At 71.2% G+C, this 24,032-nt stretch carries 14 protein-coding genes; 4 read left to right on the top strand and 10 right to left on the bottom strand.

Annotated elements, in window-relative coordinates:
- The first annotated feature begins 150 nt into the window (after positions 1-150).
- Together PV734_RS15675 and PV734_RS15670 are read left to right on the top strand one after the other, a co-directional pair.
- Positions 151-765, top strand: coding sequence for a hypothetical protein (locus PV734_RS15675; protein ID WP_319091359.1), 615 nt, complete (start codon positions 151-153; stop codon positions 763-765).
- Positions 766-916: 151 nt separating this feature from the next.
- Positions 917-2,650 carry a hypothetical protein gene (locus PV734_RS15670; RefSeq protein ID WP_319289931.1) on the top strand — a complete coding sequence of 578 codons (1,734 nt, stop codon included), beginning with the start codon at positions 917-919 and terminating at the stop codon, positions 2,648-2,650.
- A gap of 119 nt (positions 2,651-2,769) precedes the next feature.
- Here PV734_RS15670 and PV734_RS15665 read toward each other — a convergent pair whose 3' ends face one another.
- From PV734_RS15665 to PV734_RS15620, 10 genes are all read right to left on the bottom strand, one after another.
- Complete coding sequence (locus PV734_RS15665) at positions 2,770-3,411, bottom strand: cutinase family protein (protein WP_319290202.1); 642 nt, start codon at positions 3,409-3,411, stop codon at positions 2,770-2,772.
- An 81-nt stretch (positions 3,412-3,492) separates the two neighbouring features.
- Positions 3,493-4,725, bottom strand: coding sequence for a helix-turn-helix domain-containing protein (locus PV734_RS15660; protein WP_319289930.1), 1,233 nt, complete (start codon positions 4,723-4,725; stop codon positions 3,493-3,495).
- Between the two features lie 122 nt (positions 4,726-4,847).
- Positions 4,848-5,786, bottom strand: a complete 939-nt coding sequence (locus tag PV734_RS15655) for an alpha/beta hydrolase family protein (RefSeq protein ID WP_319091364.1) — start codon at positions 5,784-5,786, stop codon at positions 4,848-4,850.
- A gap of 22 nt (positions 5,787-5,808) precedes the next feature.
- Positions 5,809-9,801 carry a type I polyketide synthase gene (locus PV734_RS15650; RefSeq protein WP_319289929.1) on the bottom strand — a complete coding sequence of 1,331 codons (3,993 nt, stop codon included), beginning with the start codon at positions 9,799-9,801 and terminating at the stop codon, positions 5,809-5,811.
- Complete coding sequence (locus tag PV734_RS15645) at positions 9,798-11,549, bottom strand: fatty acyl-AMP ligase (RefSeq protein WP_319091366.1); 1,752 nt, start codon at positions 11,547-11,549, stop codon at positions 9,798-9,800. The genes PV734_RS15650 and PV734_RS15645 overlap by 4 nt, the downstream gene beginning before the upstream one ends.
- A gap of 100 nt (positions 11,550-11,649) precedes the next feature.
- On the bottom strand, positions 11,650-13,212 hold the full coding sequence (locus PV734_RS15640) for an acyl-CoA carboxylase subunit beta (RefSeq protein ID WP_319092001.1): 1,563 nt from the start codon (positions 13,210-13,212) through the stop codon (positions 11,650-11,652).
- A gap of 191 nt (positions 13,213-13,403) precedes the next feature.
- Positions 13,404-14,285 carry a metal ABC transporter permease gene (locus tag PV734_RS15635; RefSeq protein WP_319091367.1) on the bottom strand — a complete coding sequence of 294 codons (882 nt, stop codon included), beginning with the start codon at positions 14,283-14,285 and terminating at the stop codon, positions 13,404-13,406.
- Entirely contained in the window at positions 14,282-15,112 is an 831-nt protein-coding gene (locus PV734_RS15630) for a metal ABC transporter ATP-binding protein (RefSeq protein WP_319290200.1), read from the bottom strand. The genes PV734_RS15635 and PV734_RS15630 overlap by 4 nt, the downstream gene beginning before the upstream one ends.
- 74 nt (positions 15,113-15,186) lie before the next feature.
- On the bottom strand, positions 15,187-16,122 hold the full coding sequence (locus PV734_RS15625; protein ID WP_319091368.1) for a metal ABC transporter solute-binding protein, Zn/Mn family: 936 nt from the start codon (positions 16,120-16,122) through the stop codon (positions 15,187-15,189).
- 174 nt (positions 16,123-16,296) lie between these two features.
- On the bottom strand, positions 16,297-16,755 hold the full coding sequence (locus tag PV734_RS15620) for a pyridoxamine 5'-phosphate oxidase family protein (protein ID WP_319091369.1): 459 nt from the start codon (positions 16,753-16,755) through the stop codon (positions 16,297-16,299).
- A gap of 424 nt (positions 16,756-17,179) precedes the next feature.
- On the opposite strand from PV734_RS15620, the gene PV734_RS15615 reads away from it, so the two are divergent.
- Positions 17,180-21,451: a HAMP domain-containing protein gene (locus PV734_RS15615; RefSeq protein ID WP_319091370.1), complete on the top strand. Its 4,272-nt coding sequence runs from the start codon at positions 17,180-17,182 to the stop codon at positions 21,449-21,451.
- Between the two features lie 76 nt (positions 21,452-21,527).
- Positions 21,528-23,939, top strand: coding sequence for a SpoIIE family protein phosphatase (locus PV734_RS15610; protein ID WP_319091371.1), 2,412 nt, complete (start codon positions 21,528-21,530; stop codon positions 23,937-23,939).
- Positions 23,940-24,032: the final 93 nt, after the last annotated feature.

Raw genomic sequence — 24,032 nt, 5'->3', positions numbered from 1 at the left:
ATGGTGTGCAAGTTCCGTTGTGGTGAGCGGACCTGGTGCAGTTCGTTGACGTGCCCGAAACATCTGGCTAGCCTCCGGGCAACCTGGGAAAGCGCTTTCAGGAAACCGTCGTCCCCCTACGCGACGGCTCATCCCCCCACAGGAGCCCCCATGAGTTCACAGCGAGTTTCTTGGCGCAACAAGGCGGTGGTGGCCGCCCTGGCAGCCGCGATGGTGGCAGGCCCCGGCATCGCACAGGCGGCTCCGCGACCCGCCCCGGCGGCCGGCGAACGGGCGGCGGCGGCCACCATCACCTGGTCCCTCGTGCGGGCGAGCAACCCCACGACGGACCAGCAGTCCGCATACAACCTCATCACCACCGCCATGAACGCCGCGGTGGCCCGTTACAACAACCTCAGCGACCTCGGAAAGACCATCACCGTCCGCTACGAGCCCGGTGTACCCACCGCCGACGGCAGCCTCAACGGCACCATCCGCTTCGGCAGCAACCGCGGCTACATGACCGAGCGGACCGCTCTGCACGAGATCGCCCACACCATCGGCGTCGGCACCAGCTCGGGCTGGTCCTCCCTCGGTGGCAGCGGCACCTGGACCGGATCTCAAGCCACCGCGCTTGTACGGCAGTTCGACGGGGCAGGCGCCAAACTGTCCACCGGCGGCGGCCACTTCTGGCCCTACGGCCTGAACTACGAGAACGAGTGGTCCGGCACGGCGGCCGACCGCCACGTCCGGATCGTCGCCGCCATGAAGAACGACGGGCTGTAGGGGGAGCGCGACCGTAGGCGGCACGGACTGCGGGCGGGGTGGGCCGCAGGCGGCACGAGCGGTTGGTGCCTGATGACAAAGGTGTAGCCGGGAGCTGCGTTCTTGTGAGCACCGCCTGAGCGCGTGGTCCGCGCGGTCCTACGGTCCCGCTATGAAGACGAGTTGCAGCAGAAGGAGGCCCTTGACGGGGCTGCGCGGCACCGCGCTCGCGGTGCTGCTCACCATCGGGACGCTTACCGCGGTGGCCCCGGAGGCGCACGGCGAGAACGTGCGCACCGAGGCTCCCGTGGTGTCGTCGAACCCGGCGGTCGCCGGGGTGACCGAGACGGTGGTCCGGGTGAAGGCACCGCTGCCGGCGTCCTTCGGGGCCCGGCCGGCGGCGTGCGACTGGCTGTCCTACCTGCGCTACCGCTCCTCCGCCGGGCCCGCGAAGTCCGCCGACGCCGACCGGATCCTCGTCGCCCAGCCGGGCATCCTGGAGGGCGCGGGGGCGTTCGACAGCGTCGCCCGCAACACCGTGGCGCGCGCTGCCGAACGGGGGCCGCACATCGAGTTCTGGGCCCTGGACCGGCGCTCCAACTGCATGGAGGACCACACCGGCATCGACTCCGGCGACCAGCACACGGCCGTCGACTACTACTACCGGGGCAAGCAGGTCGCGGGCCGTACGTTCGCCGGATTCGCCGGCAACGACAAGCTCGGCTGGATGGCGAAGTTCGGCGTCGAGCAGACCGTCCGTGATCAGTACACCCTGCTCACCGCCGAGTTGCCCGACCAGGGCGTGCGTGAGCGGAAGGTGCTGTGCGGCGGCCACTCCCTCGGCGGTGTGATCACCGGGTACTTCGCGGTCGCCGACTTCGACGGCGACCCGGCCACCACCGCCGACGCCGGACACCGCCAGTGCGCGGGCTACTTCGCCCTCGACACCACCGTCTCCACCTCACTCGCCGACCTGAGCGGCAGCATCCCGGACGACACCAACCTGCCCGACATCGGCCTCGGTTACGGGGTTGTTCAGGCCGGGCTCGACAGCGGGCTGCTGCCACGCTCACTGTCCGCGCCGGTCCTGCTGAACGCCGAGACGATGACCCTCCTGGCCATCGCGGGTGTCGGTGCGATACGGGACCCGGGCGGCGAGGCCGACCTGCCGTCGTATCTGCCCGCCAACGTCAACATCGAGGCGACGAACCGCTTCCTGTTCGCCAAGGACGCCGCCGCCTTCCTCACGGGGTCACCCGCCGTGAAGGACTTCCGGCTCACCAACGAGACGGTGCTCGGCGCGCTGATGGACGACAACTCCGTACCGCTGGCCTTCCTGCAGAGCAGCGTGGGGTTCTTCGACGGCGGCCCGATCGCGGACAAGTCCTTCCCCGTGGCCAACGGGGGCGAGGAGCAGCCGGGGCTGTTCGGCATCGCGTACAAGGCCATCCCCGACCGGCCGCACGGGCCGCTCTACACCTGGCGGAACTACGATCGCGTCGGCGACCCCGACGACCCCGGACACCGCTCGGCCGACGGAACACCGTTCACCGGCGCAGGCAAAGAGGTCACCGACATCCAGGAGCTGGCCCGCAGCCTTGCCCAGCAGCCGCTCGACTTCACCGAGCAGTACTTCCCGACCAAGCTGATCACCGACCTCGAACTGGCCACCTCCCCGCAGGTGAAGCGGCTCATCGTGCGCCCGGAGGGGCTCACCGCCAACCCGACTCTCACCGTGCTCGCGGGTGACGGGCTGCTCGCCGGCCGTGTCCCCACCGACCTGCACCCCGTGGTCGCCGACGGCTACCAGCACCTCGACGTGCTGACCGCCGCACCCTTGCAGAACAACGGCCGTCCGGAACCCGTCTCCACGAGCCTCACGGAGTTCGCGCGGGACCCGAAATAGCTTCCTCCCATGGAAGAAGGACCCGGGAGGATTCTCCTCCCGGGTCCTTTCCCGTGTTCCGTGCGGCGGTTGGCCGAGGCGGTCGGCCTCGGGCCGTGGGCTCGGACGGCTCGGTCGGCTCAGACCTTGGTCGCCGCGAAGTCGGCCGCCGCGCCGGCGTTCGCCGTGTAGCCGAGGTGGGCCAGCACGTCGCCCCCGCCGTTCTCACAGATGGGGTCACCCTTGGCGCAGAAGTCGATGGTGCGGCTCTGGTAGGTGCCGGTGACGCTCTTGCCGATCGCCCGGATCGGATTGCCGAACAGCAGTACCGCGGTGACCTTCCCTTCCAGCGCGGCGGGAATGGTGGCCACGATCGGGCTGCCGACCACCGCACCGGCGCTGCTGATCCCGATGGAGTTGTCGACGACGTTCGCGCCCTGCGAATAGCCGACGAGTACGAAACGCTGGTTCGGGCACGCCGTCGCCTGGCTCCTCACGTGGTTCACCAGATCAGAGTTTCCCTGCGCGGCCGAGGTGAGGGAAAGGTCAGCGGGGTAGTTCACCTTGTAGCTGGACAGGCTTTTACCCGTCAGTTTCCGTTGGAGGGAGGAATACACCGGGTCGCCGACGATCGCGCCGAGCGTGCCCGGCTCGAACGTGCCGCGAGCTGCGACCACGTCGATGTCGCTGCAGGCGGCGGCGGAGGCGGCGGGTGCCGAGAGGGTGGTCAGTCCGGCCCCGCCGACGAGTGTGAGCGCGGCGAGACAGAATTGGATACGCATGGGGATCCTTTGCGGGTCGGGCGCGGTCAAGCGCCTATGAGAAAGGACGTCCCGAACGTATTCGTGTTGACTCGCCGAGCGTTATGGACGGGAATTCAGGAATTCCTCGCTTTTTTGTGCCGACGTGAGTGCCAGAATCAGATCAAGTCGGTTTCCCGGGTCGTGCAGGGCCTCGCCGAAGAGTTTCTCCAGCTGGCGCAGGCGATAGCGGACCGTCTGCGGGTGGACGTGGAGGCGGGCGGCGACCTCGGGCACGTTGCTCCCGCTGAGCAGCCAGGCGAGCAGTGTCTCCGCGAGCCTGCCGCGCGGCTGCTCGGAGACCCCGTCGAGGGGAGCGAGGGCGCGGGTCCTGAGCAGGTCGAGCATGGGCTCGTCGCTGTGCAGCAGCAGGGTCGACAGATGGTCGGCGCAGCGCACGACGCCCTGCCGGGGGAGTATCCCGCGCCCCATCAGCCCGAGGGCCCGGACGGCCCAGCGCAGCGACCTGCCCGCCTCGGTGAGGGGGACCGTCGGCCCGATCGCGGCCGGCCGGCCCCGCAGCGCGAGCGTGAACGCCCGGCCGCCGAAGCCGCCCGAGCCGTCCGGGTCGGGCACCAGCATCCGTGGCGGCCGGGACTCCATGTCCACCAGCGCCCCGGCGGCGGCCAACGGCCGCTCCTCCCGCTGGTCCGACGAGGCCGCGAGGACGACGACCGCGACGTACGGCGGTACGGACCACCGGGCTCCGTGCGCCAGGTCCCGCACCGCCTCCGGCAGCACCGGCTGGTCGCCCAGTAACAGGGCGAGCAGCCGCCCCCTGCGCCGTTCCAGCTCGTCCGCGCTGCGCAGTTGCCCCTCCGCGTACCCCGCCGCCGCTGCCTCGGCGACCTCGTGCACCGTCCGGAACGCCAGCTCGCCCAGCCCGGCCATCACCGCGGAGTCCAGCCCGAGTTCCTCCGTCGTACGGCCCAGCAGCCGCCAGGCGTGCAGCCCCCCGACCCGCAGCGCGGACTGCAGCGTTTCGAGGCTGTGGCCCTCCAGCGCCTCGCCGCGTCCCAGCTCGTGGTAGATCGCGATGATCGAGTCTCCCCGGCCGCGTGGATCGGCGATGTGGTCGACGAACAGGGTGAGCGCCTGTACGACCCCGGATCTGAGGAGTGCGCGGCTCGCTCCGTCGGCCGACCGGACGGCGTACTCGGGGACCTGTCTGAGTACCTCCTCCTCCACCTCGTCGGCGACGGCCTCCAGCTGCTCGCGCAGCAGTCTGGCCAGTTCGGGAGGTACGGCGGCGGCTCCGGGGCCGTCCGGTACACCGTGCGGGGCGGGGGTCGCCACGGAGGGCCCTCCTTTCACCCGGAAGAGGCTCACCCTCGGGTTGGTGCCCGTGGGGCGAGGGACAAGTCCTGGGTTGGACGGATGTCCCCTGCGCTCCGTTCCGTGCCCCGACGGTACCGGCCTCACTCGGGCAGCCCCAGGCCCCTGGCGAGCATCGGCCAGGACGCGCTGAACTCGCCCTTCCAGTAGGCCCAGCTGTGTCCCCCTCCCGTGTAGTAGTGGGTCGTGACCGGGACGCGGAGCAGGGCGAGCGTGTCGGTGAAGGCGTGCGCGGAGAGCCACAGGGCGCTCTCCAGCGCCTCGGGCAGCCAGTCACCGGTGCCACCGACGACTCCGCTGCCGCTGGAGACGTACAGGGGAGTGCCGCGCAGTCCCTGGGCCCGGGACCGCGGGTTGAAGTCGCGCCAGGTGAGGAGGTTCAGGATGGGGTTGCCCCACAGGGAGCCGGGCGCGAGGTTCTCGCGGGCCACGATGGCGTCCACCAGCGGTGGCACACCGGGCGCCATGGTGTCGAGGATGCCGCTGTACGAGGCCGCCGCCGCGAACATGCCCGGATGGCGTGCCGCGTGGGACATGGCGCCGTAGCCGCCGGTGGAGACCCCGGCGACGGCCCGGACATTCGAGGCCCGGTACTGGCGGGCGAGCAGCGCGGGGACCTCCGTGAGCTGGAAGGCCTCGTAGTCGGGGCCGCCGCGCCAGGCGCTGGGAATGCCGGTGGGGCCCGCGTCCGGCATCGCCACGATCAGGTCCCTGCCTGCCGTGAAGGCCTCGATGTCCGTCTCCCGGGTCCAGGACGTGTAGTCGTCGTGGGCGCCGTGCAGCAGATACAGCACGGGGTAGGTCCGCCCGGTCTGGCTGCCGAATCCCGACGGCAGGATCAGCCGGACCGGTGCGCTGCGGCCCAGGGCGGGGGACGACACGGTGACGTCCAGAGTGCGGGCGGAGAGCCGGGTCGCGGCTCGGGCGGTGGCGGTTGTGGTGCCGAGCAGCGCGGTCAGACCGACGGCCGTGGCGGCCTTGGTGACAGCGCGTCGGGACACTCGGGTACTGGGACGGTCCATGGTCTGCTCCTCGTCGTCCGGTTCAGCGGCTCTGTTCGTCGAGTGCGCGCCGCAACCGGGCGGCGATCTCGTCCACGTACGGCGGGTCGAGCAGCGACAGATGGTGCCCCGCGACCGGTACGACCGTCAGCCGCGGGCACACCTCGTCCCAGCCGAGCGACTCGTCGTCCCGTTCGTACGCCGGGTCGCGCACGGTGTGCGGAGCGGGCTCGGTGGCCCGGTACAGGACCACCCGCCCGTCGTAGGTCCCGGGCCGGTGGGCCTCACCGATCCTCAGGTCCAGGTAGGAGGAGCGCTGGTGCTCCAAAGCGGCGGGCGGTATGTCGGCGACCTCGCGCAGGGCCCGCAGTACGGTGTCGATGCGCTCGCCGTCGTCCTCCATCGCGAGCAACTCGGCGTACGGCAGCACCAGTTGCGCGCCGTACGCGTCGGCCACGTGACCGGCGAAGCCCTCGAAGTGGACGCGGATCCGGTCGCCCGGAGTGTCTCCGGGCCGCGGGAGGGGCCGTACGGAGTCGATGAGCGCCACCAGTTCCACGTCCCGCCCGGCGGCGTCGAGTTGCCGTGCCGTCTCCTGGGCGACGAAGCCTCCGAAGGACCAACCGCCCAGCAGACAGGGCCCGGTGGGGTGTGCGGCGGTGACGGCCTCGGCGTAGCGTCGCGCTTTCTCGGTCACCGTACGGGCGTCCGGGAGCCGTTCCAGTCCGTACACCGGCCGCTCCTCACCGAGCCGTTCGACCAGCGCCCGGTAGACGTCGGTCGTGCCGCCGGCGGCGTGGACGAGGAAGAGCGGGGGTCGGGAGCCGCCGGCGCGCAGGGTGCGCAGGAGGCCGCTCGACTCGCCTGTGGGGAGCGCCTGTTCGAGACGGTCGGCCAGCGACCGGACGGAGGTGGCGCCGAGCAGCTCGCGCAGGGGCAGCTCGATCCCGAACTCGGCTTCCAGTGCGGTGCGGATACGGACGGCCATCAGGGAGTCCAGGCCGAGGTCGGCCAGGGCGGTCGAGGGCGTGAGGCGGGACGTCGGGTGGCCGGTGACGGCGGCGATGTGACGACGCAGCCGGCCGGAGACGGAGGTGTCCGGAGCGCGGGCCTCTTCGGTCACCGTGCCGGTCGTGGACGGCGTGGCCGCCGCGCGCCCGTCCGTCCACCAGTGCCGCACGTGCCGCCAGCGCGGCGCGGGCAGGTCGATGACGCGGCCCGGAGGTGACGACAGGTGCCCGCCCGCGCAGTACAGGGCGCCGACCTGGGCCAGAAACCCGGCACGGCTGTCGCCGTCGCGGCGCAGGGTGCCGATGGCGAGGGCGCCGGGCGCGGTGTCGAGGACGGCCCGGGTCAGAACCGGGTGCGGCGAGATCTCGACGAAGGCGCTGTGACCGTCGGCCGCGGCAGCCGCGACGGCCCGGTCCAGGCGCACGGGCCGCCGCAGGTTCGCGGCCCAGTGGGCGGCGTCGAAGAGACAGTCGTCGCGTGGGTCGTCCAGGACGGTGGAGTAGACGGGGACCTGGGGTCGGCCGCCCCGGATGTCGGCCAGGGAGTCCGTCAACTCCGCCAGCAGCGGGTCGACTTGAGGTGAGTGTCCGGCGCCGACGACCCGCAGGGCCCGAGCGGTCCGGCCCTCCCTCTCCAGCCGCCGCACGAGCCGGGCCACCGCGGGCTCCTCCCCGGCGACGATCTTCTGTCGGGGCGAGGAGTGCACGGCGACACAGACACCGGGGAAGTCCCGTGCCAGGAGGTCGAGTTCGTCGTCGTCGAGGTCGACGACAGCCATGGCACCGCCCCGCAGTCCGCTGAGCAGCCGGGCCCGGACGGTGATCACCCGGGCGGCCTCCGACACATCCAGGGCGCCCACGCACACCGCGGCGGCCACCTCGCCCACGGAATGCCCGATGACGGCTGCGGGCTCGATTCCGTACGAACGCCATAGCTCGGCCAGGGCCAACTGCAGTCCGAACAGCACGGGTTGGGCGACCTCCAGGCGGTCGAGGTCGCCGCCGTCCGCCAGGTGCTCGTACAGGGACAGCCCGCACTCCGGGGCGATCCGCGCGTCGATCTTCTCCACCGCGGCGGCGAAGGCCGGTTCCTCGGCCAGCAGCCGCCGCCCCATGCCGACCCACTGGCTGCCGTACCCGGAGAACACCCACACCGGCCCGCGCCCGACGAGATCCCGCTCGCCCGTCACGACCCGCTCGTGCGGATCTCCCTGCCCCAACGCTCGTAGCCCGTCCGCCAGTTCGGCGTCGTCGCGGGCGACCACCGCGGCGCGCGCAGTACCCCGTCCGACCCGTCCGGCGAGCGTACGCGCCACGTCGGCGGGGCGCGCGGCGCTGCCCTCCGGCGTGCGGAGCCAGTCGGCGAGCCGCGTCGCGGTGTCCCGCAGACGGGCGGTGTCGACGTCGGAGAGGAGGTGGAGGCGGCTGACCGGTTCGTCCTCCTGGGACAGTGGGAGGGCGTCGGGCCGCCATTCCTCCAGCACCGCATGGGCGTTGGTGCCGCCGAACCCGAACCCGGACACCCCGGCGGTGGCCGTCCCGCCGTAACGCGGCCACGGCTCGCACTCGGTGACCACCCGCAGCCGCTCGTCGTCCAGGGCGCTCCCCTCCGCGCAGTGCAGTGACGGCGGAACAGTGTCGTGGTGCAGCGCGAGGACCGTCTTCACCAGCCCGGCGATGCCCGCCGCGGACTCCAGATGGGCGAGGTTGCCCTTGACGGAGCCGAGCAGCAGCGGCTGGTCGGGGTCGCGGCCCGCCCCGAGTACGGCACTGAGCGCGCCCGCCTCGATCGGGTCGCCGAGCGGGGTACCGGTGCCGTGCGCCTCGACATGGTCGATGTGCGCCGGATCGAGCCCGGCGCGGGCGTAGGCAGTGGCCAACAGGGCTTTCTGCGCTGCGGGGTTGGGCGCCAGGAGGCCGTTGGAGCGGCCGTCGGAGTTGACGGTGGTGGCGCGGACGACGGCGAGGACCCGGTCGCCGTCCCGCTCCGCGTCGGACAGCCGCTTCAGCAGCACGGCCGCGCATCCCTCGCCGCGCCCGATGCCGTCGGCCGCCGCCGCGAACGGTTTGCACCGCCCGTCCGGCGCGAGAGCCCCGGCCCGCCGGAACGCCACGCTGACGGTGGGCGAGAGCAGCAGGTTGACCCCGGCGGCGATCGCCGTGTCGCTCTCACCGGTGCGCAGGCTGACGCAGGCCTGGTGCACGGCGACCAGCGAGGACGAGCAGGCGGTGTCGACGGCCATGCTCGGCCCCCGGGTGTCCAGCACATAGGCCAGCCGCCCCGCGGTCACGCTGGGTGCCGCGCCGGCGGGTGCCCAGGGGTCGACGGCCGCCGGGTCGGCGCCGGTGAGCGAGCCGTACTCGGCGGCGGAGACACCGACGAAGACACCGGTGGCGCTGCCGGCGAGGGAGGCGGCGGGGACGGAGGCATGGTCGAGGGCTTCGTGGACGACCTCCAGAAGGATCCGTTGCTGCGGGTCCATCACCGCGGCCTCGCGCGGGGTGACACGGAAGAAGTCGGCGTCGAACCCGGCGATGTCGTCGAGGTAGCCGCCGTACAGGGGTGTCTCGGCGGGCGGGAAGGGGGCGAAGTCGCGCCAGCGGTCCTCGGGAACCCGGCGGACGGCGTCGACACCGTCGGTCAGCAGCCGCCAGTAGTCACCCGGCCCGTGCACACCCCCGGGCAGCCGGCAGCCGACCCCGATGACCGCCACGGGTTCGTCGGCCGCGACCGGGGGAGGGGACGGTCTGCCCACCGGGTAGGCCCCGGCCGCCGTCCCCGGTTCCGTGCGGCACAGATACTCCACAAGGGCCTCACCGGTGGGCGCCTCCCACAGCAGTGTCGTCGGCAGCTCGCGACCGGTCGTCCGCGAGAGATCCCCGGCCAGGACCACCGCGTCCCGCGACGACATTCCGAGGTCCGCGAGCGGCCGGTCCATGGGCACGTCGCCGGGAGCCGTACCGCTCCAGGCGGCCACCCGCTCCCTGACCAGCTGACGTATCCGGCCCTCGTCGGCGCCCCTCATGCGGCGGGCCCCGCTGTGTAGGCACCCTCCAGATAGCGGCGCCGGGTCAGCGCCCGTGCCACCTTGCCGCTCGACGTACGGGGCACCGTGCCCGGCGGCACGAGGACGAGGTCGGCGAGCCGCAGCCCGTGCCGAGCCGAGACGGCCGAGCGCACGGCCCGCACCAGCCCCGGCACGTCGATCTCCGCGAGGGCGACGCTCCGTACGTGCTCGGCCACGACGACCACCCGCTCGCCCACGTCACCAGGCACCCCGAACGCGGCGAGCCGGTCGCGCCGCACGGCCGGGTCCGCGTCCTGGACCGAGGCCTCCACGTCCTGCGGGTAGTGGTTGCGGCCGTCGACGACGATGAGGTCCTTCAGCCGCCCGGTGACGATCAACTGCCCGTCCAGGAAGGTCCCCAGGTCCCCGGTGCGCAACCAGTGACCGCTGCCGGCTGTGTCGTCGGCGAACGTGGCACCGAACACCCGCCGGGTCTGCTCGTCCCGATTCCGGTAGCCCCGCCCGACGTTGGGGCCCCGCACCCAGATCTCGCCGACCTCGCCCTCGGACAACCGGGCGTGTGAGACCGGGTCGGCGATACGGACCAGCTGGCCCGCCGGAGTCCCGCAGCCGGCCAGCGTCACGGCTGTGGGATCGTCGGCCCGCGCGGGCAGGGCCTTCCCGGTGCTGAGGGCGTCGCGGTCGAGCGCGAACCGGCTGAGCGGTTCCCCGGGCCGGGCCGCGCTGACGAAGACGGTCGCCTCGGCGAGCCCGTACGACGGACAGTGGGTGTCGGGCGCCAGCCCCTGGGCGGCGAACGCGGCGTTGAACCGGTCGGCGGTGCCGGGGCGGACCGGCTCGCTGCCGTTGAGCAGCGCGGCGACACCGTCCAGCCGCAGTTCCCTCTTCTGGGCGTCGGTGACTGTCGAAGCGCAGTAGTCGTAGGCGAAGTTGGGGGCCGCGCTCAGTGCGCGCGGATGCGCGGCGAGCAGCCGCAGCCAGCGCACCGGCTCGTGCAGGAACGCGGCGGGATCCATGAGCACCGACAGCAGTCCCCGCTCGACGGGAGCGGCGACACTCAGGACGAGCCCCATGTCGTGGTAGAGCGGCAGCCAGCCCACGCAGGTCACCGGACGCTCGTCCACGCCGTAAGCGGCCAGTGCCTGACGGGCGTTGGCGACGACATTGCCGTGCGTGATCTCCACGCCGGCCGGGGAACGGGTCGAGCCGGACGTGTACTGGAGGTAGGCGATGGCATCGTCGTCCGGTGGAACCGGCACAAAGTCAGCGACGTCGTCGGGCACTTGGTCGACCGCGACGATCCGCACCGGCAGCCTGGCGCAGAAGTCCCGTACCTCATCGAGAATATGACTGATCGTCAGAACTGTCGCCGGACACGCGTCGTCCAGCACGGCCGAGAGCCGGTCGCCGTGCCCGGACAGGCCGGGCGGATACAGGGGTACGGCGACCAGCCCGGCCGTGAGTGCCGCCAGGAAGGCGGTGACGTACTCCGTACCCTGCGGGCAGAGCAGCGCGACCCGGCTTCCGGGCTCGGCCTCCTCGGCGAGCCGGGCGGCCAACGCTCTTACCCGTCGGTCCAGTCGGCGCCAGGTCAGGGTGCGGTGGACGCCGCGCGACCGCGGAGCGGGATGGTCGACGAAGGTGAACGCCCGGCGGTCGGGGGTGGTTTCGGCCCAGTGCCGCACGTACTCCGGCAGACTCCGGGGTGTGGCGGAGGGGGCGAGCGGGGGGCGGCGGCTGTCCATCGGGCATGGCTCCTCACATCGCGGGAACGGCGGGAACGGGCGGGACTCCGTCGGTTCGGAGGTCTCGGGCGGACTGAACGGACCCAATGGCTCAGGGTGCTCAGAGGGGGATGTTTCCGTGCCTGCGCGTCGGCATCGGGGCGCGCTTGCCGCGCAGTGCGCGCAGGGCACGGACGACGTGCTCCCTGGTGTCGCGCGGGGCGATGACGGCGTCGACGTACCCGCGTTCGGCGGCCAGATAGGGCGTCCCATGCGTGCTCTCGTACGCGGCGACGAGTCCGGCCCGCAGCGCGTCCGGGTCGGCGGCGGCGGCCAGTTCACGCCGGTGCAGGACACCCACCGCGCCCTCGGCGCCCATGACGGCGATCCTGGCGCTGGGCCAGGCGAGGTTGATGTCGGCGCCCAGATGCTTGGAGCCCATCACGGCGTAGCCGCCGCCGTACGCCTTGCGTACCACCACCGTGACCTTCGGGACGGTCGCCTCGGCGTACGCGTACAGCAGTTTGGCGCCGCGCCGGATGATCCCGGCCTGTTCCTGACGGACGCCGGACAGATATCCGGGGACGTCGGTGAAGGTCAGCAGCGGGATGCCGAACGCGTCGCAGAACCGTACGAACCGTGCCGCCTTCTCGGAGGCGTCGATGTCGAGCACGCCCGCGCTGTGCAGCGGCTGGTTGGCGACGACACCGACGGACGTGCCCTCGACGAGGGCCAGCGCGCAGATGATGTTCGGCGCGAACAGCTCCTGGATCTCGAGCAGTTCACCGCCGTCGACAACCGCGCGCAGGATGTCCCGCATGTCGTAGGCCTGCCCGAGCCGGTCCGGCACGACCTCGTCGAGACACCTGTCGGTGGGCGCCGCCACGGGCGCGTACCGCGGGGGCCGCTCCAGGTTGTTGGCGGGCAGGTACGACAGCAGGTCCCGTACGGTGTCGAGGGCCTCCACCTCGTCGGCGGCGAGGAAGTGGGCGTTGCCGTTGACGGAGTTGCTGGTGCGGGCGCCGCCCAGGTCCTCGGCGCTGGTGCGCTCCCCGGTGACCGCCTCGATGACGTCCGGTCCGGTGACGAACATGTGTGAGGCGCCGTCCACCATCACGGTGAAGTCGGTGATGGCCGGCGAGTACGCGGCGCCGCCCGCGCACGGCCCGAGCACGACCGACAACTGGGGGATCACCCCCGACGCCTGTACGTTGCGGCGCACCAGCTCGGCGTAGAGGGCGAGCGAGCCGACGCCCTCCTGGATACGGGCGCCCCCGCCGTCGTTGAGCCCGATCACCGGGCAGCCGGTCCTCATCGCGAGGTCCATCAGGGCGATCGTCTTCTCCCCGAAGGCCTCGCCCATGCTGCCGCCGAAGACCGTGGAATCCTGGGCGAACACACAGACGGCACGTCCGTCGACCGTGCCGTGCCCGGTGACCACGCCGTCCCCGTACGGGCGGGGGGCGCCGTCCCCGGTGGGCCGTGCCCGGACGAACATCCCGGTCTCCGTGAACGATCCCTCGTCGAGCAGCAGGTCGATCCGCTCGCGTGCGCCGTACTCCCCGCGTCTTCTCGGCCCGCCCTCCGTCAGCGCCCGCGACCGGCGGCTCTCCAGCACGGTGATGCGGTCGGCGGTGCGGTCGGGCAGGTGTGCGTCCCAGGATGTTGTCGCCTCTAGCGTCACAGCCACCTCCGAAGTGGCTTTCGAATATGGCAGCGACGAAGGAGGGGGCCGGGTCAATCACCGTTCTGTGTGCGCGAGGTGAGTCCCGGGGGACCGGGCTTCGTCCGTGCGTGACAAGGGGCGGTACGGGAGGGGCCGCATCAGGAGATCCGGGGACAGGGGACCCGGGGATCGGATACGGAGATCCGGTGTCAGACAGGCTGAGGGACCGTCCTCCTGTCTCCCCAGCGCCGGGTGCGGTAGGCGCCGGCCAGCCGGCACAGCGCGTAGACGGAGAACGAGATCGTGGTGACGTACGGGCTGATGGGGATGGAGCTGCCCAGGGCGAGCAGGATGCCGCCCTCGACGGAGAGCACGGCGAACACCACGCTGAGCAGGGGCAGCAGCACCGGGGACGCGGTGACGCGCGCGGCGGCCGCGGCGGGTGTGACGACGAGGGTCAGGACCAGCAGAGCGCCGACGACCTGCACCGACAGGGCGACGGTGAGACCGAGCACGAGCATGAAGGCGAACGACAGTCCACGCACCGGCACACCACGGGCGGCGGCGACGTCCGGGTCGGCGCTGGCGAAGGCCAACGGGCGCCAGATGACGACCAGGACGACCAGGACCAGGGCGGAGGTGCCCAGGAGCCAGGTCATCTGCGGGGTGTCGACGGCCACGATCTGCCCGGTGAGCAGGCCGAACTTGTTGGCCGCCCGGCCCTTGTAGAGAGCGAGGAAGAGCACGCCGAGCCCGAGACCGAACGGCATGAGGATGCCGATCGCCGAGTTGCGGTCACGGGCCCGCGCGCCCAGGACCCCGATCGCGCCGGCCGCGAGAAGCGAACCGACGATCGAGCCGCCCACGATGTTCACGCCCAGCAGCAGGGCCGCCGACGCGCCCGCGAAGGACAGCTCGCTGATGCCGTGCACCGCGAACGGCAGGTCACGCATGATGACGAAGACGCCGGCGAGCCCGCCGACCAGGCCGAGCGCGGCACCCGCGATGAGGGAGTTGCGGACCAGCGCCAGGAGTTCGCCGTAGTTGTCGAAGCTGAAGATCTGGTGCCAGACCCCCGCGGCGAGCGTCATGGGTGCACTTCCTCGGTCCGGCGGACCACCCCGTGGGCGGTCTCCTGGGCGTGATGCGGGGGAGCGGCGGGTCCGTCGGGGGCGCCGACGACCACGACCCGCCCCTGGACGCGGACGACGTCGACCCGTGTGCCGTACAGCTCCGACAGCGACTCGGAGGTGAGCACCTCGTCCGGTGTGCCTGTCCGGTGGCGGCCCGGCGCCAGATACAGGACACGGTCGACCAGGCCGAGCACGGGATTGATCTCGTGGGTCACGAAGACCACGGACGTGCCGTGGGACCTGCGGCGGGCGTCCACGAGTTCGGTGACGGCCCGCTGGTGGTTCAGGTCGAGGGAGAGCAGCGGCTCGTCGCAGAGCAGGATGCGCGGATCGGTGGCCAGGGCCTGCCCGATACGGACGCGCTGCCGTTCGCCGCCGGACAGCATGCCGAGGGGAACGTCGGCGTACGCGGTGGCTCCGACGGAGGCGAGGATCTCGTCGACCCGGCGACGGACGGCGCCCGTCCGCAGCCGGGGTCCGAAGCGGTGCCCGTCGATGCCGAAGCGCACGAGATCGCGGGCCCGCAGCATCGCGTGCGCGGACATCTCCGCCTGCTGGGGGACGTACCCGAGGTGTCGGCCGGCCTCGCGCGGGGAGCCGCCGAGGACGGTCAGTGTTCCGGCGGACAGGGGCTGTCGGCCCAGCAGGGCCCGGACGAAACTGGTCTTGCCCGATCCGTTCGGCCCGAGCACGGCCAGGAACTCCCCCGGCCGTACGTCCAGGTCGAGGCCCTGCCACACCACACGTGAGCCGTACGACAGTTCGGCGCCGCGCAGACTGACCACGGCACCGGAGCCGCTGCCCCCGGCCGGCCCCTCGCCCGGACGGGGTGCGGGCACGGTGGCCGCGGCGGACTGCCTCACTTGGCGAGCGCGCTCGCGAGCGCGTCGACGTTGGAGGTCATCCAGCCGAGGTAGTCCTTGCCCTTGGGCAGGGTCTCGGTCACGGGTACGACGGGGATGCCGGCCGCCTTCGCCGCGGCCTTGGACTTCTCGGTCTGCGGGCCGGAGGTCTGTTCGTTGTAGACCAACGCCCCGACCTGCTTGTCGCCGAACACGGCCAGCGTGGCCTGAAGGACGCGGGGCGAGACGTCGTCACCCTCCTCGATGGCCTCGCTGAACGCCGCGGGCGTCTTGTTCACCAGCCCGCTCGCTGTGGTCAGGTAGAGCGGCACGGGTTCGGTGATGGCGACGCCCTCGCCGGCGTGCTCCTTCTTGATCAGGGCTTCCTTCGTCTCCAGCGTCGTGAGCCTGGCCTTGAAGGCCTCGGCGTTCCTGGTGAAGAGGGTGGCGTCGGTGGCGTCGGCCCTGCCCAGTGCCGTGGCGACACGGTCGACGATCTTCGCGACGGTCGGGAAGTCGTACCAGACGTGTTCGTTGAGCTCGCCGCCCTTCGGGGCGGTCTTTCCGGAGACCGCGACGGCGTTGATGACCTCGGCGGAGGAGCCGCTGCTCTTCAGCATCCGGTCGACGAAGTCGTCGTAGCCGCCGCCGTTCTCGACGACGACCTTCGCCTTGGACAGGGCCAGCTGGTTCTGGGTGTTGGCCTCGTAGGAGTGCGGGTCCTGGTCGGGGTCGCTGATGATCGAGGTGACGTCGACCTTCGCGCCGCCTATCTGTTCGACGATGTCGCCGTAGACGTCGGTCGAGGCGACCACGACGATCCTGGACGAGGCGGCCGGCTCCTGCGCGCCGCTCCCGTCACCGCCGGAGCCCGACGAACTGCCGCACCCCGTCAGGAGGGCCAGTGAGGCGCCGGTGATCAGGGCGAGGCGCCGGGACGGGGACGGGGACATGGATCCTCCACGACAGGTGGTCAGCAAGGGTGTGCTCGCCACAGTAGATGGAAATGAATGTCAAAAACATCGCAGAATCCGATCGATATGGAAATCATTACCAATACTTGACGTGCGGCTGCCGGGCCCGCGCCGCCCCGGACAAGGCCCGGTCCCGCCGCTGAGGGACGGGTGTCACAGCTTGCGGAAGTCCCAGGAGACGGTCTTCGCGGGGGTGAGGCGGATCCACGCATGCCGGCCGTCGTGCGGCATTTCCTCCAGGCCGAAGTTCTTGCGCGCGAACAGCGGTTCCAGCAGGTCGAGTTCGGGACACGGCTCGCCGGAGCGGGGTGTCTCGCCCACGAACTCCACGGTGCCTGACAGCTCGGCCCCGCGCAGCTCCCCGTACCCCTCGCCGGAGTCGACGACGACCGCGACGCGCGGATCGCGACGAAGATCGGCCCAGCGCTTGCTGCGCACGATGGAGTACAGCCACAGCGAGGTGCCGTCCCAGGCGAACCAGAGGGCACTGACATGCGGGGCGCCGTCACTCGACAGCGTGGCGACCCGGCACATGCGCTGAGTGGTGAGGAACTCGTCCAGCTCCTCCGGCGTCATCATGATCTTCCGGCTCCTGCGCTGAGTCGCAGCCATGCGGGGCCTCTCTTCTCTCACGTCATGAGCTCGGGGCGTCCTGCCGTCCGGCCGACAGGGTGGGGCAAACTCCGTGAGCCCGCAATGGCCGAGAGGTCCCCCGTGCGGGTGGGCGTGGTCCGGCACCGACGCCGAAGGGGTCCGGACAGGGAGCCGAGGGCCCTGCGAGCGGCGGAGCCGAACCGGTACGGGTGCCCTGTTCTGGTTCATGTATTCCGCCTGATGCCGGTCTTTTTCGATCGACCGATATCTCCGCGCCAGGCTTTGGTCGTGTGCCGGTAGCTGAGTTAATCTTCACCGGATTTTCTCACCCGGCCGGTCGGCGAACTGCGGAAACGCGGTCGGGGAGCGGGCCTTCCACAGGCCCGGCGCGGGTTCCGAGTCCTCGCCGTGAGGGCTCTTGGGGAGCGGAACGAGGGTGCGCATGAGCAGCAGGACGATCGAGGCCGTCGACCGGGCCCCGGGAGAGCAGGAGCTACGGCAGCTCCTGGCCGGACTGACCGCCGTACGGGACGGCGACTTCGGCACCCGGCTGCCGTCCGACGGCGAGGGGCTCCTCGGCGACATCGCCACGGTGTTCAACGGCATGGTGGACCAACTGTCCGTGTTCACCTCCGAGGTGACGCGGGTGGCGCGCGAGGTGGGCACCGAGGGCACCCTCGGGGGCCAGGCCGAGGTGCCCGGGGTCTCGGGCACCTGGGCCGACCTCACCGACTCGGTCAACGCCATGGCGGGCAATCTGACCACCCAGGTGCGTGACATCGCGCAGGTGGCGACCGCGGTCGCCAAGGGCGACCTGTCACAGAAGATCGACGTCCCCGCGCGGGGCGAGATCCTTCAGCTGAAGGAGACCGTCAACACGATGGTCGACCAGCTCTCCGCGTTCGCCGACGAGGTCACCCGCGTGGCCCGTGAGGTCGGCAGCGAGGGGCGGCTCGGCGGACAGGCCCAGGTGCCCGGCGTGGGCGGCGTCTGGCGCGACCTGACCGATTCGGTCAACTTCATGGCGGGCAACCTCACTTCCCAGGTCCGCAACATCGCCCAGGTGACCACGGCGGTCGCGCAGGGCGATCTCTCGCAGAAGATCACGGTGGATGCCCGTGGGGAGATCCTGGAGCTGAAGAACACCATCAACACGATGGTGGACCAGCTCTCCGGTTTCGCCGACGAGGTCACCCGCGTCGCCCGCGAGGTCGGTACCGAGGGCCGCCTCGGCGGGCAGGCGGACGTCAAGGGGGTGAAGGGCACCTGGCGTGACCTGACCGATTCGGTCAACTTCATGGGGGGCAACCTCACTTCCCAGGTCCGCAACATCGCCCAGGTGGCCACGGCGGTGGCTCAGGGCGATCTCTCGCAGAAGATCACGGTGGATGCCCGTGGGGAGATCCTGGAGCTGAAGAACACCATCAACACGATGGTGGATCAGCTCTCCGGTTTCGCCGACGAGGTCACCCGTGTCGCCGGTGAGGTCGGCACCGAGGGCAATCTGGGCGGACAGGCGATCGTCCGGGGCGCGTCGGGTACCTGGAAGGACCTGACGGACAACGTCAACGTGATGGCGTCGAACCTGACCGGCCAGGTCCGCTCGATCGCCCAGGTCGCCACGGCCGTCGCGCGCGGCGACCTCTCCCAGAAGATCACGGTCGAGGCCAAGGGTGAGGTCGCGGCTCTGGCGGACGTCATCAACACGATGGTCGACACCCTCTCCGCGTTCGCCGACGAGGTCACCCGCGTCGCCCGCGAGGTCGGCACCGAGGGACGCCTCGGGGGCCAGGCACACGTGCCGAACGTCGCGGGCACGTGGAAGGACCTCACCGACAACGTCAACTCGATGGCCAACAACCTCACCGGCCAGGTCCGCAATATCGCCCTGGTGACGACGGCGGTCGCCAACGGCGACCTGTCGAAGAAGATCGACGTCGACGCCCGGGGCGAGATCCTGGAGCTGAAGACCACCATCAACACGATGGTCGACCAACTGTCGTCGTTCGCCGCCGAGGTCACCCGCGTCGCCCGCGAGGTCGGCAGCGAGGGCCAGCTCGGCGGACAGGCCGAGGTGGAGGGCGTCGAAGGCACCTGGAAGCGGCTGACCGAGAACGTCAACGGCCTCGCCGGGAACCTCACCCGCCAGGTCCGCGCGATCGCCGAGGTGACCAGCGCCGTCGCCGAGGGCGACCTGACCCGTTCGATCACCGTGGAGGCCTCGGGCGAGGTCGCCGACCTCAAGGACAACATCAACTCCATGGTGGAGTCCCTGCGGGAGACAACGCGGGCCAACCAGGAGCAGGACTGGCTCAAGACCAACCTCGCCCGGATCTCCGGCCTGATGCAGGGCCACCGTGACCTGCCCGTCGTCGCCGAGCTCATCATGGACGAACTCGCGCCGCTGGCCTCCGCGCAGTACGGCGCCTTCTACCTCGCCGAGGACACCGAACGCGGCCCCGAACTGCGGCTGGTGGGCTCGTACGGCTATCCGGACGACACCGACCGGCCCCACCGCATCCCCGTCGGACGCTCACTGGTCGGACAGGCGGCGCGCAACCGGCGCCCCATCAGCGTGGAGGAACTGCCGCCGGGTTACGTGACAATCTCCTCCGGTCTCGGACACGCTGTGCCCAGCGCCCTGGTGGTGCTGCCCATCGTGGTCGAGGACCAGGTTCTCGGGGTCATCGAACTGGGCTCCGTCAGCGCCTTCACCCAGATCCACCAGGACTTCCTCGCCCAGTTGATGCCGACCATCGGCGTCAACCTCAACACCATCGTGGCCAACGCCCGCACCGACGAGCTGCTGGGCGAGTCCCAGCGGCTGACCGCCGAACTGCAGGCCAGGTCGGAGGAGTTGCAGGTGCAGCAGGACGAACTCCAGCGCTCCAACGCCGAACTGGAGGAGAAGGCCTCCCTGCTGGCCTCGCAGAACAGCGACATCGAGGCCAAGAACCTGGAGATCGAGCAGGCACGGCAGGAACTCGAGACCCGCGCCCAGCAGTTGGCGCTGGCCTCGAAGTACAAGTCGGAGTTCCTGGCGAACATGAGCCACGAACTGCGCACCCCGCTCAACAGCCTGCTGATCCTGGCCCAGTTGCTGGCCCAGAACCCCTCGCGCAACCTTACGCCCAAGCAGGTCGAGTACGCGGGCATCATCCACTCGGCGGGCTCGGACCTGCTGCAGCTGATCAACGACATCCTCGATCTGTCCAAGGTCGAGGCGGGCAAGATGGACGTCACCCCCGAGCGGGTCCCGCTGCGCAAACTGCTGGAGTACGTCGAGGCGACGTTCCGGCCGATGACCACGCAGAAGAGCCTGGACTTCACGGTGGCCACCGCCCCGGGCACCCCCGCCGACCTGCTCACCGACGACTCCCGACTGCGCCAGATCCTGCGCAACCTCCTGTCGAACGCGGTGAAGTTCACCGAACAGGGCAGTGTCGCGCTGCGCATCGAACCCGCCGCCGACCTGGAGGTGCCCGTCGGTGTCGTCCGCGGCGGTCCCGTCGTGGCCTTCAGGGTGCGGGACACCGGTATCGGCATTCCCCAGCAGCAACTGGAGACGATCTTCGGAGCCTTCCAGCAGGCGGACGGCACCACCAGCCGCAAGTACGGCGGCACCGGACTCGGCCTGTCGATCACCCGGGAGATCGCCCATCTGCTCGGCGGCGCCGTCACGGTGGACAGCACACCCGGGCAGGGCAGTACGTTCACCCTCTACCTCCCCGTGGCACGCGCCGACTTCGAAGAAGTGCTCGACGGTGGTGGCTCGCCGACGGAGCAGCACCCCCGAGCAGCCGGCCGGGAACTCCCGCCCGTCTCCCGGCCGGACGCCGCCTTCCCCACGGCGCCCGAACAGCGCCGACGCCGCCTCCTCGTCGTCGAGGACCGTCCGCGCGGACTCCTCACCCTCGTCGCGGAACGCGCGGTCGCGGACCTCACGCCCGACGACGGCCGGCTCGGGGCGATCGACATCATCACGGCGATCGGGGCGCAGGAGGCGGCGAGCACACTGGCCGCCGAGCCCTGCCACTGCGTCGTCCTGGAACTCGGGATGCCCGACGAGGAGGGCACGCGTCTGCTGGACGCCATAGAGGGTGACTCGGCGCTGGCCGGCGTCCCCGTACTGGTGCACACCGGTCATCGCGTGGACCAGGCGCACGAGCAGGCCTTGCGCTCCCGTGCGGACGGCCGCCCGCTGGACTTCCTGTCCAGCCTGGACGAGCTGCGCGAACGGATCACCCTGCACCTGTCCGCGGAGGAGCCGGGCGACGTGCTGTCACTGGTCCGTACGGACGAGTCCCAGCGCCCGGCCGCCCAGGTCGTCGACGGCACCTTCGTCGGCCGTACGGTGCTCGTGGTCGACGACGACGCGCGCAACCTCTTCGCGCTGAGCGGGATGCTGGAGCTCCACGGCTTCGACGTCCTGCACGCCGACAACGGCCGCAAGGGCATCGAGATGCTGCTCGCCCATCCGGACATCTCGGTGGTCCTGATGGACGTGATGATGCCCGAGATGGACGGCTACACCGCCACCGCGGAGATCCGGGCCATGCCCCAGTACGCCGATCTGCCCATCATCGCCGTCACCGCGAAGGCCATGCCCGGCGACCAGGAGAAGAGCCTCGCCTCGGGCGCGAACGACTACGTCACCAAGCCGGTCGACACCAACGACCTCATCGGTCGCGTCCGGCGCTGGCTGTCCGTATGACGGGGAGTCGCACCGCCCCGCGTGCCGGACGACCGCCTGGTGTCCCCGGACACCCGAGCCGAGGAACAGGTCAACCGTGAGCAATCCCCATCCGCCGGCCGAGTCGCGGAACGCCGGATCGAAAGAGGACGACCACGCGGGGCAGCCCTCCCCGGTGGGCCGACTCGCGGCGACCGTCGAGCGACTGCGCCGCGAAGTGCAGACGGCCCACGCGGAAGCGGACGGCCGTGCCCTGATCGAGCTGGCCAAGGGCATCCTCGTCGAGCGGCTCGGGTGCGGGCCGTCCCAGGCGGCACGTCAACTCGCCGAACTGACCGAGCAAGCGGGCGTGACACCCCTGGAATTCGCCGTCGAAGTCATCAACCAGGCCGCGCGTGACCGGCTCTCCGACGTGACGACCGCGCTCCTCGCGACCACGGCGGACCGCGGCGACGCCACCCGCCCACCCCGGGACGACTCCTTCGCCGTACGGCTGCGGACCGCCGAGAGCGGCGCGCTGGCCGCGCCCGACACACAGGCCGTGGCCGACTCCCTGCTGGAACACGCCCTGACGCCGCTCGGCGCGGAAGCCGTGGCCATCTGGGCGCTGGGCGCCGACGGCTCCCTCACTCTGGCGGGCAGCGCCGGGTTCCCGGCCGCCGAGGCGGCACGCTGGCGATACGTGCCGCCGGGCGTGGTCACGGTGGCACGTCGCGGGCTCGGTGAGCGAACGGGCCAGTGGATCGCCTCTCTGGCGGAGACCGGCCTGCCCTCCATCGGCCGGAGCCACCACGCCGACGGCGGCCGGGTCGCCCTGCCCGCGGGCACCGGCGGGCGGATCCACGGAGTGCTGGAGATCGTCTGGCCCACGCCGCTGGGAGCCCAGCCCCCACAGATCGTCCGCCAGGTCGAAGCCCTCGCCGAACTGTGCGCGCACACCCTGGAGACCTACGCTCCGCACCACTCCGACGCCGACGCGCGGCCCGGGATCCTGCCGGACGCCGCCGAACTCATGGACCTGGCCGACGGTCTCCACGACCCGGCGCTGGTGCTGGTTCCGCACCTGGACGCCACCGGGGAACTGGTCGACTTCCGCATCCACCACGTCAACATCCCCTTCATCGACCCGGCCGGCCGGCCGCGAGGCGCCGTCAGCGGAGCCCTGCTCCTGGAGACGTATCCGATGGCCGCCGGCGAGAGCGACCTGTTCGACCAGATCGAACGGGTCTATGCCACGGGCGAGCCGTTCCGGGCCCGCCGGATACGGCTCACGGCCCTGGTGGACGATGTCCCGCTGGCCTCGGTCGCCGACATCAGCGTCAGCCGGCACGGCGGCAGCGTCCTCCTCGTCTGGCGTATGGAGGACGAGACGGCACGGCTGGCGAGCCTGCTGCAGCACGCCCAACGCCTCGGCCGCATCGGCGGTTTCGAGGAGAACCTCCTCACCGGCGAGATCACCTGGAACGGCCAGCTCTTCAGCCTCTACGGCAAGCCGTCCGTGAGCGGCCCGGTCCCGCTGGAGGATCTGCCCGCCCACGCTCACCCCGACGACGCCGTCGTCGTCGGCAGGTTCCTGCGCACCCTGCTGCACCACCGTCGCGCCGCGTCCGCGGCCTTCCGCCTCCAGCGGCCCGACGGTGTGACCCGGCACATCCGGGTGGTGGCCGAGCCGGTCCTCGACTCCGACGGCCGGCTGTTCGTCGTCCGGGGCGCCTATCAGGACATCTCCGCCCACCACTGGACGGAGGTCGCTCTCGCCGCCACCCGCGACCAGCTCGCCCACTCCGAGCAGCAGGCCGGCGAACGCAACCGGCTCACCCTCCAGCTCCAGCACGCGATCATGCCTCCGGCGCAGGCTCCGTTGGAGGCCCCCGGACTGCGCGTGGCCGTCCGCTACCGGCCCGCCGAGACCCAGCACCTGGTCGGCGGCGACTGGTACGACGCGGTGGTGCTGCCGTCCGGGCTGGTGCTTTTGTGTGTGGGGGACGTCGCCGGACACGGCATCGAGGCGGCCACCAGCATGGTCGTCCTGCGCAACGCGCTGCGCGGTCTCGCCGTGACCGGCGCGGGACCGGGCCAGTTGCTGTCCTGGCTCAACATGGTCGCCCACCATCTGACCGGAGTCGTCACCGCCACGGCGGTCTGCGGTCTGTACGACCCCGACCGCCGAACCCTGCGCTGGGCCAGGGCCGGCCATCTGCCGCCCGTCCTGGTTCGCGGCAACGACGCGACGCCGCTGCCCCTGATCAGGGGGCTGTTGCTGGGCGCCGCGCCCGACGCGTCGTACGAGGAACACGAGGTCCAACTGGCCGTCGACGACACGTTGTTGATGTACACGGACGGCCTGATCGAACGCCGTGACCGGTCCGTGGAGGAATCGCTGGCCCAGTTGCTGCTGGCCGCGCGCACGGTACCGCCCACGCTGGACCAGCAGTTGGACCGCCTGCTCACCTACAGCAAGTCCGACACGGACGACGACACCTGCCTGGTGGGCGTCCGGGTGGCCTAGGAGTTGTCTTCAAATGTCACGCCCACATCAGGAGCGATGCGAGGGTGACGGCGGCTTGGTAGGACTCGGCGGTCTTGTCGTAGCGAGTAGCGA

Origin of the sequence: Streptomyces sp. AK08-02 (assembly GCF_033795085.1) — a bacterium.
Classification (GTDB): domain Bacteria; phylum Actinomycetota; class Actinomycetes; order Streptomycetales; family Streptomycetaceae; genus Streptomyces; species Streptomyces echiniscabiei.
Note: the sequence above shows the minus strand (reverse complement) of the source record. Positions and strands in the feature narration are given on the sequence as shown.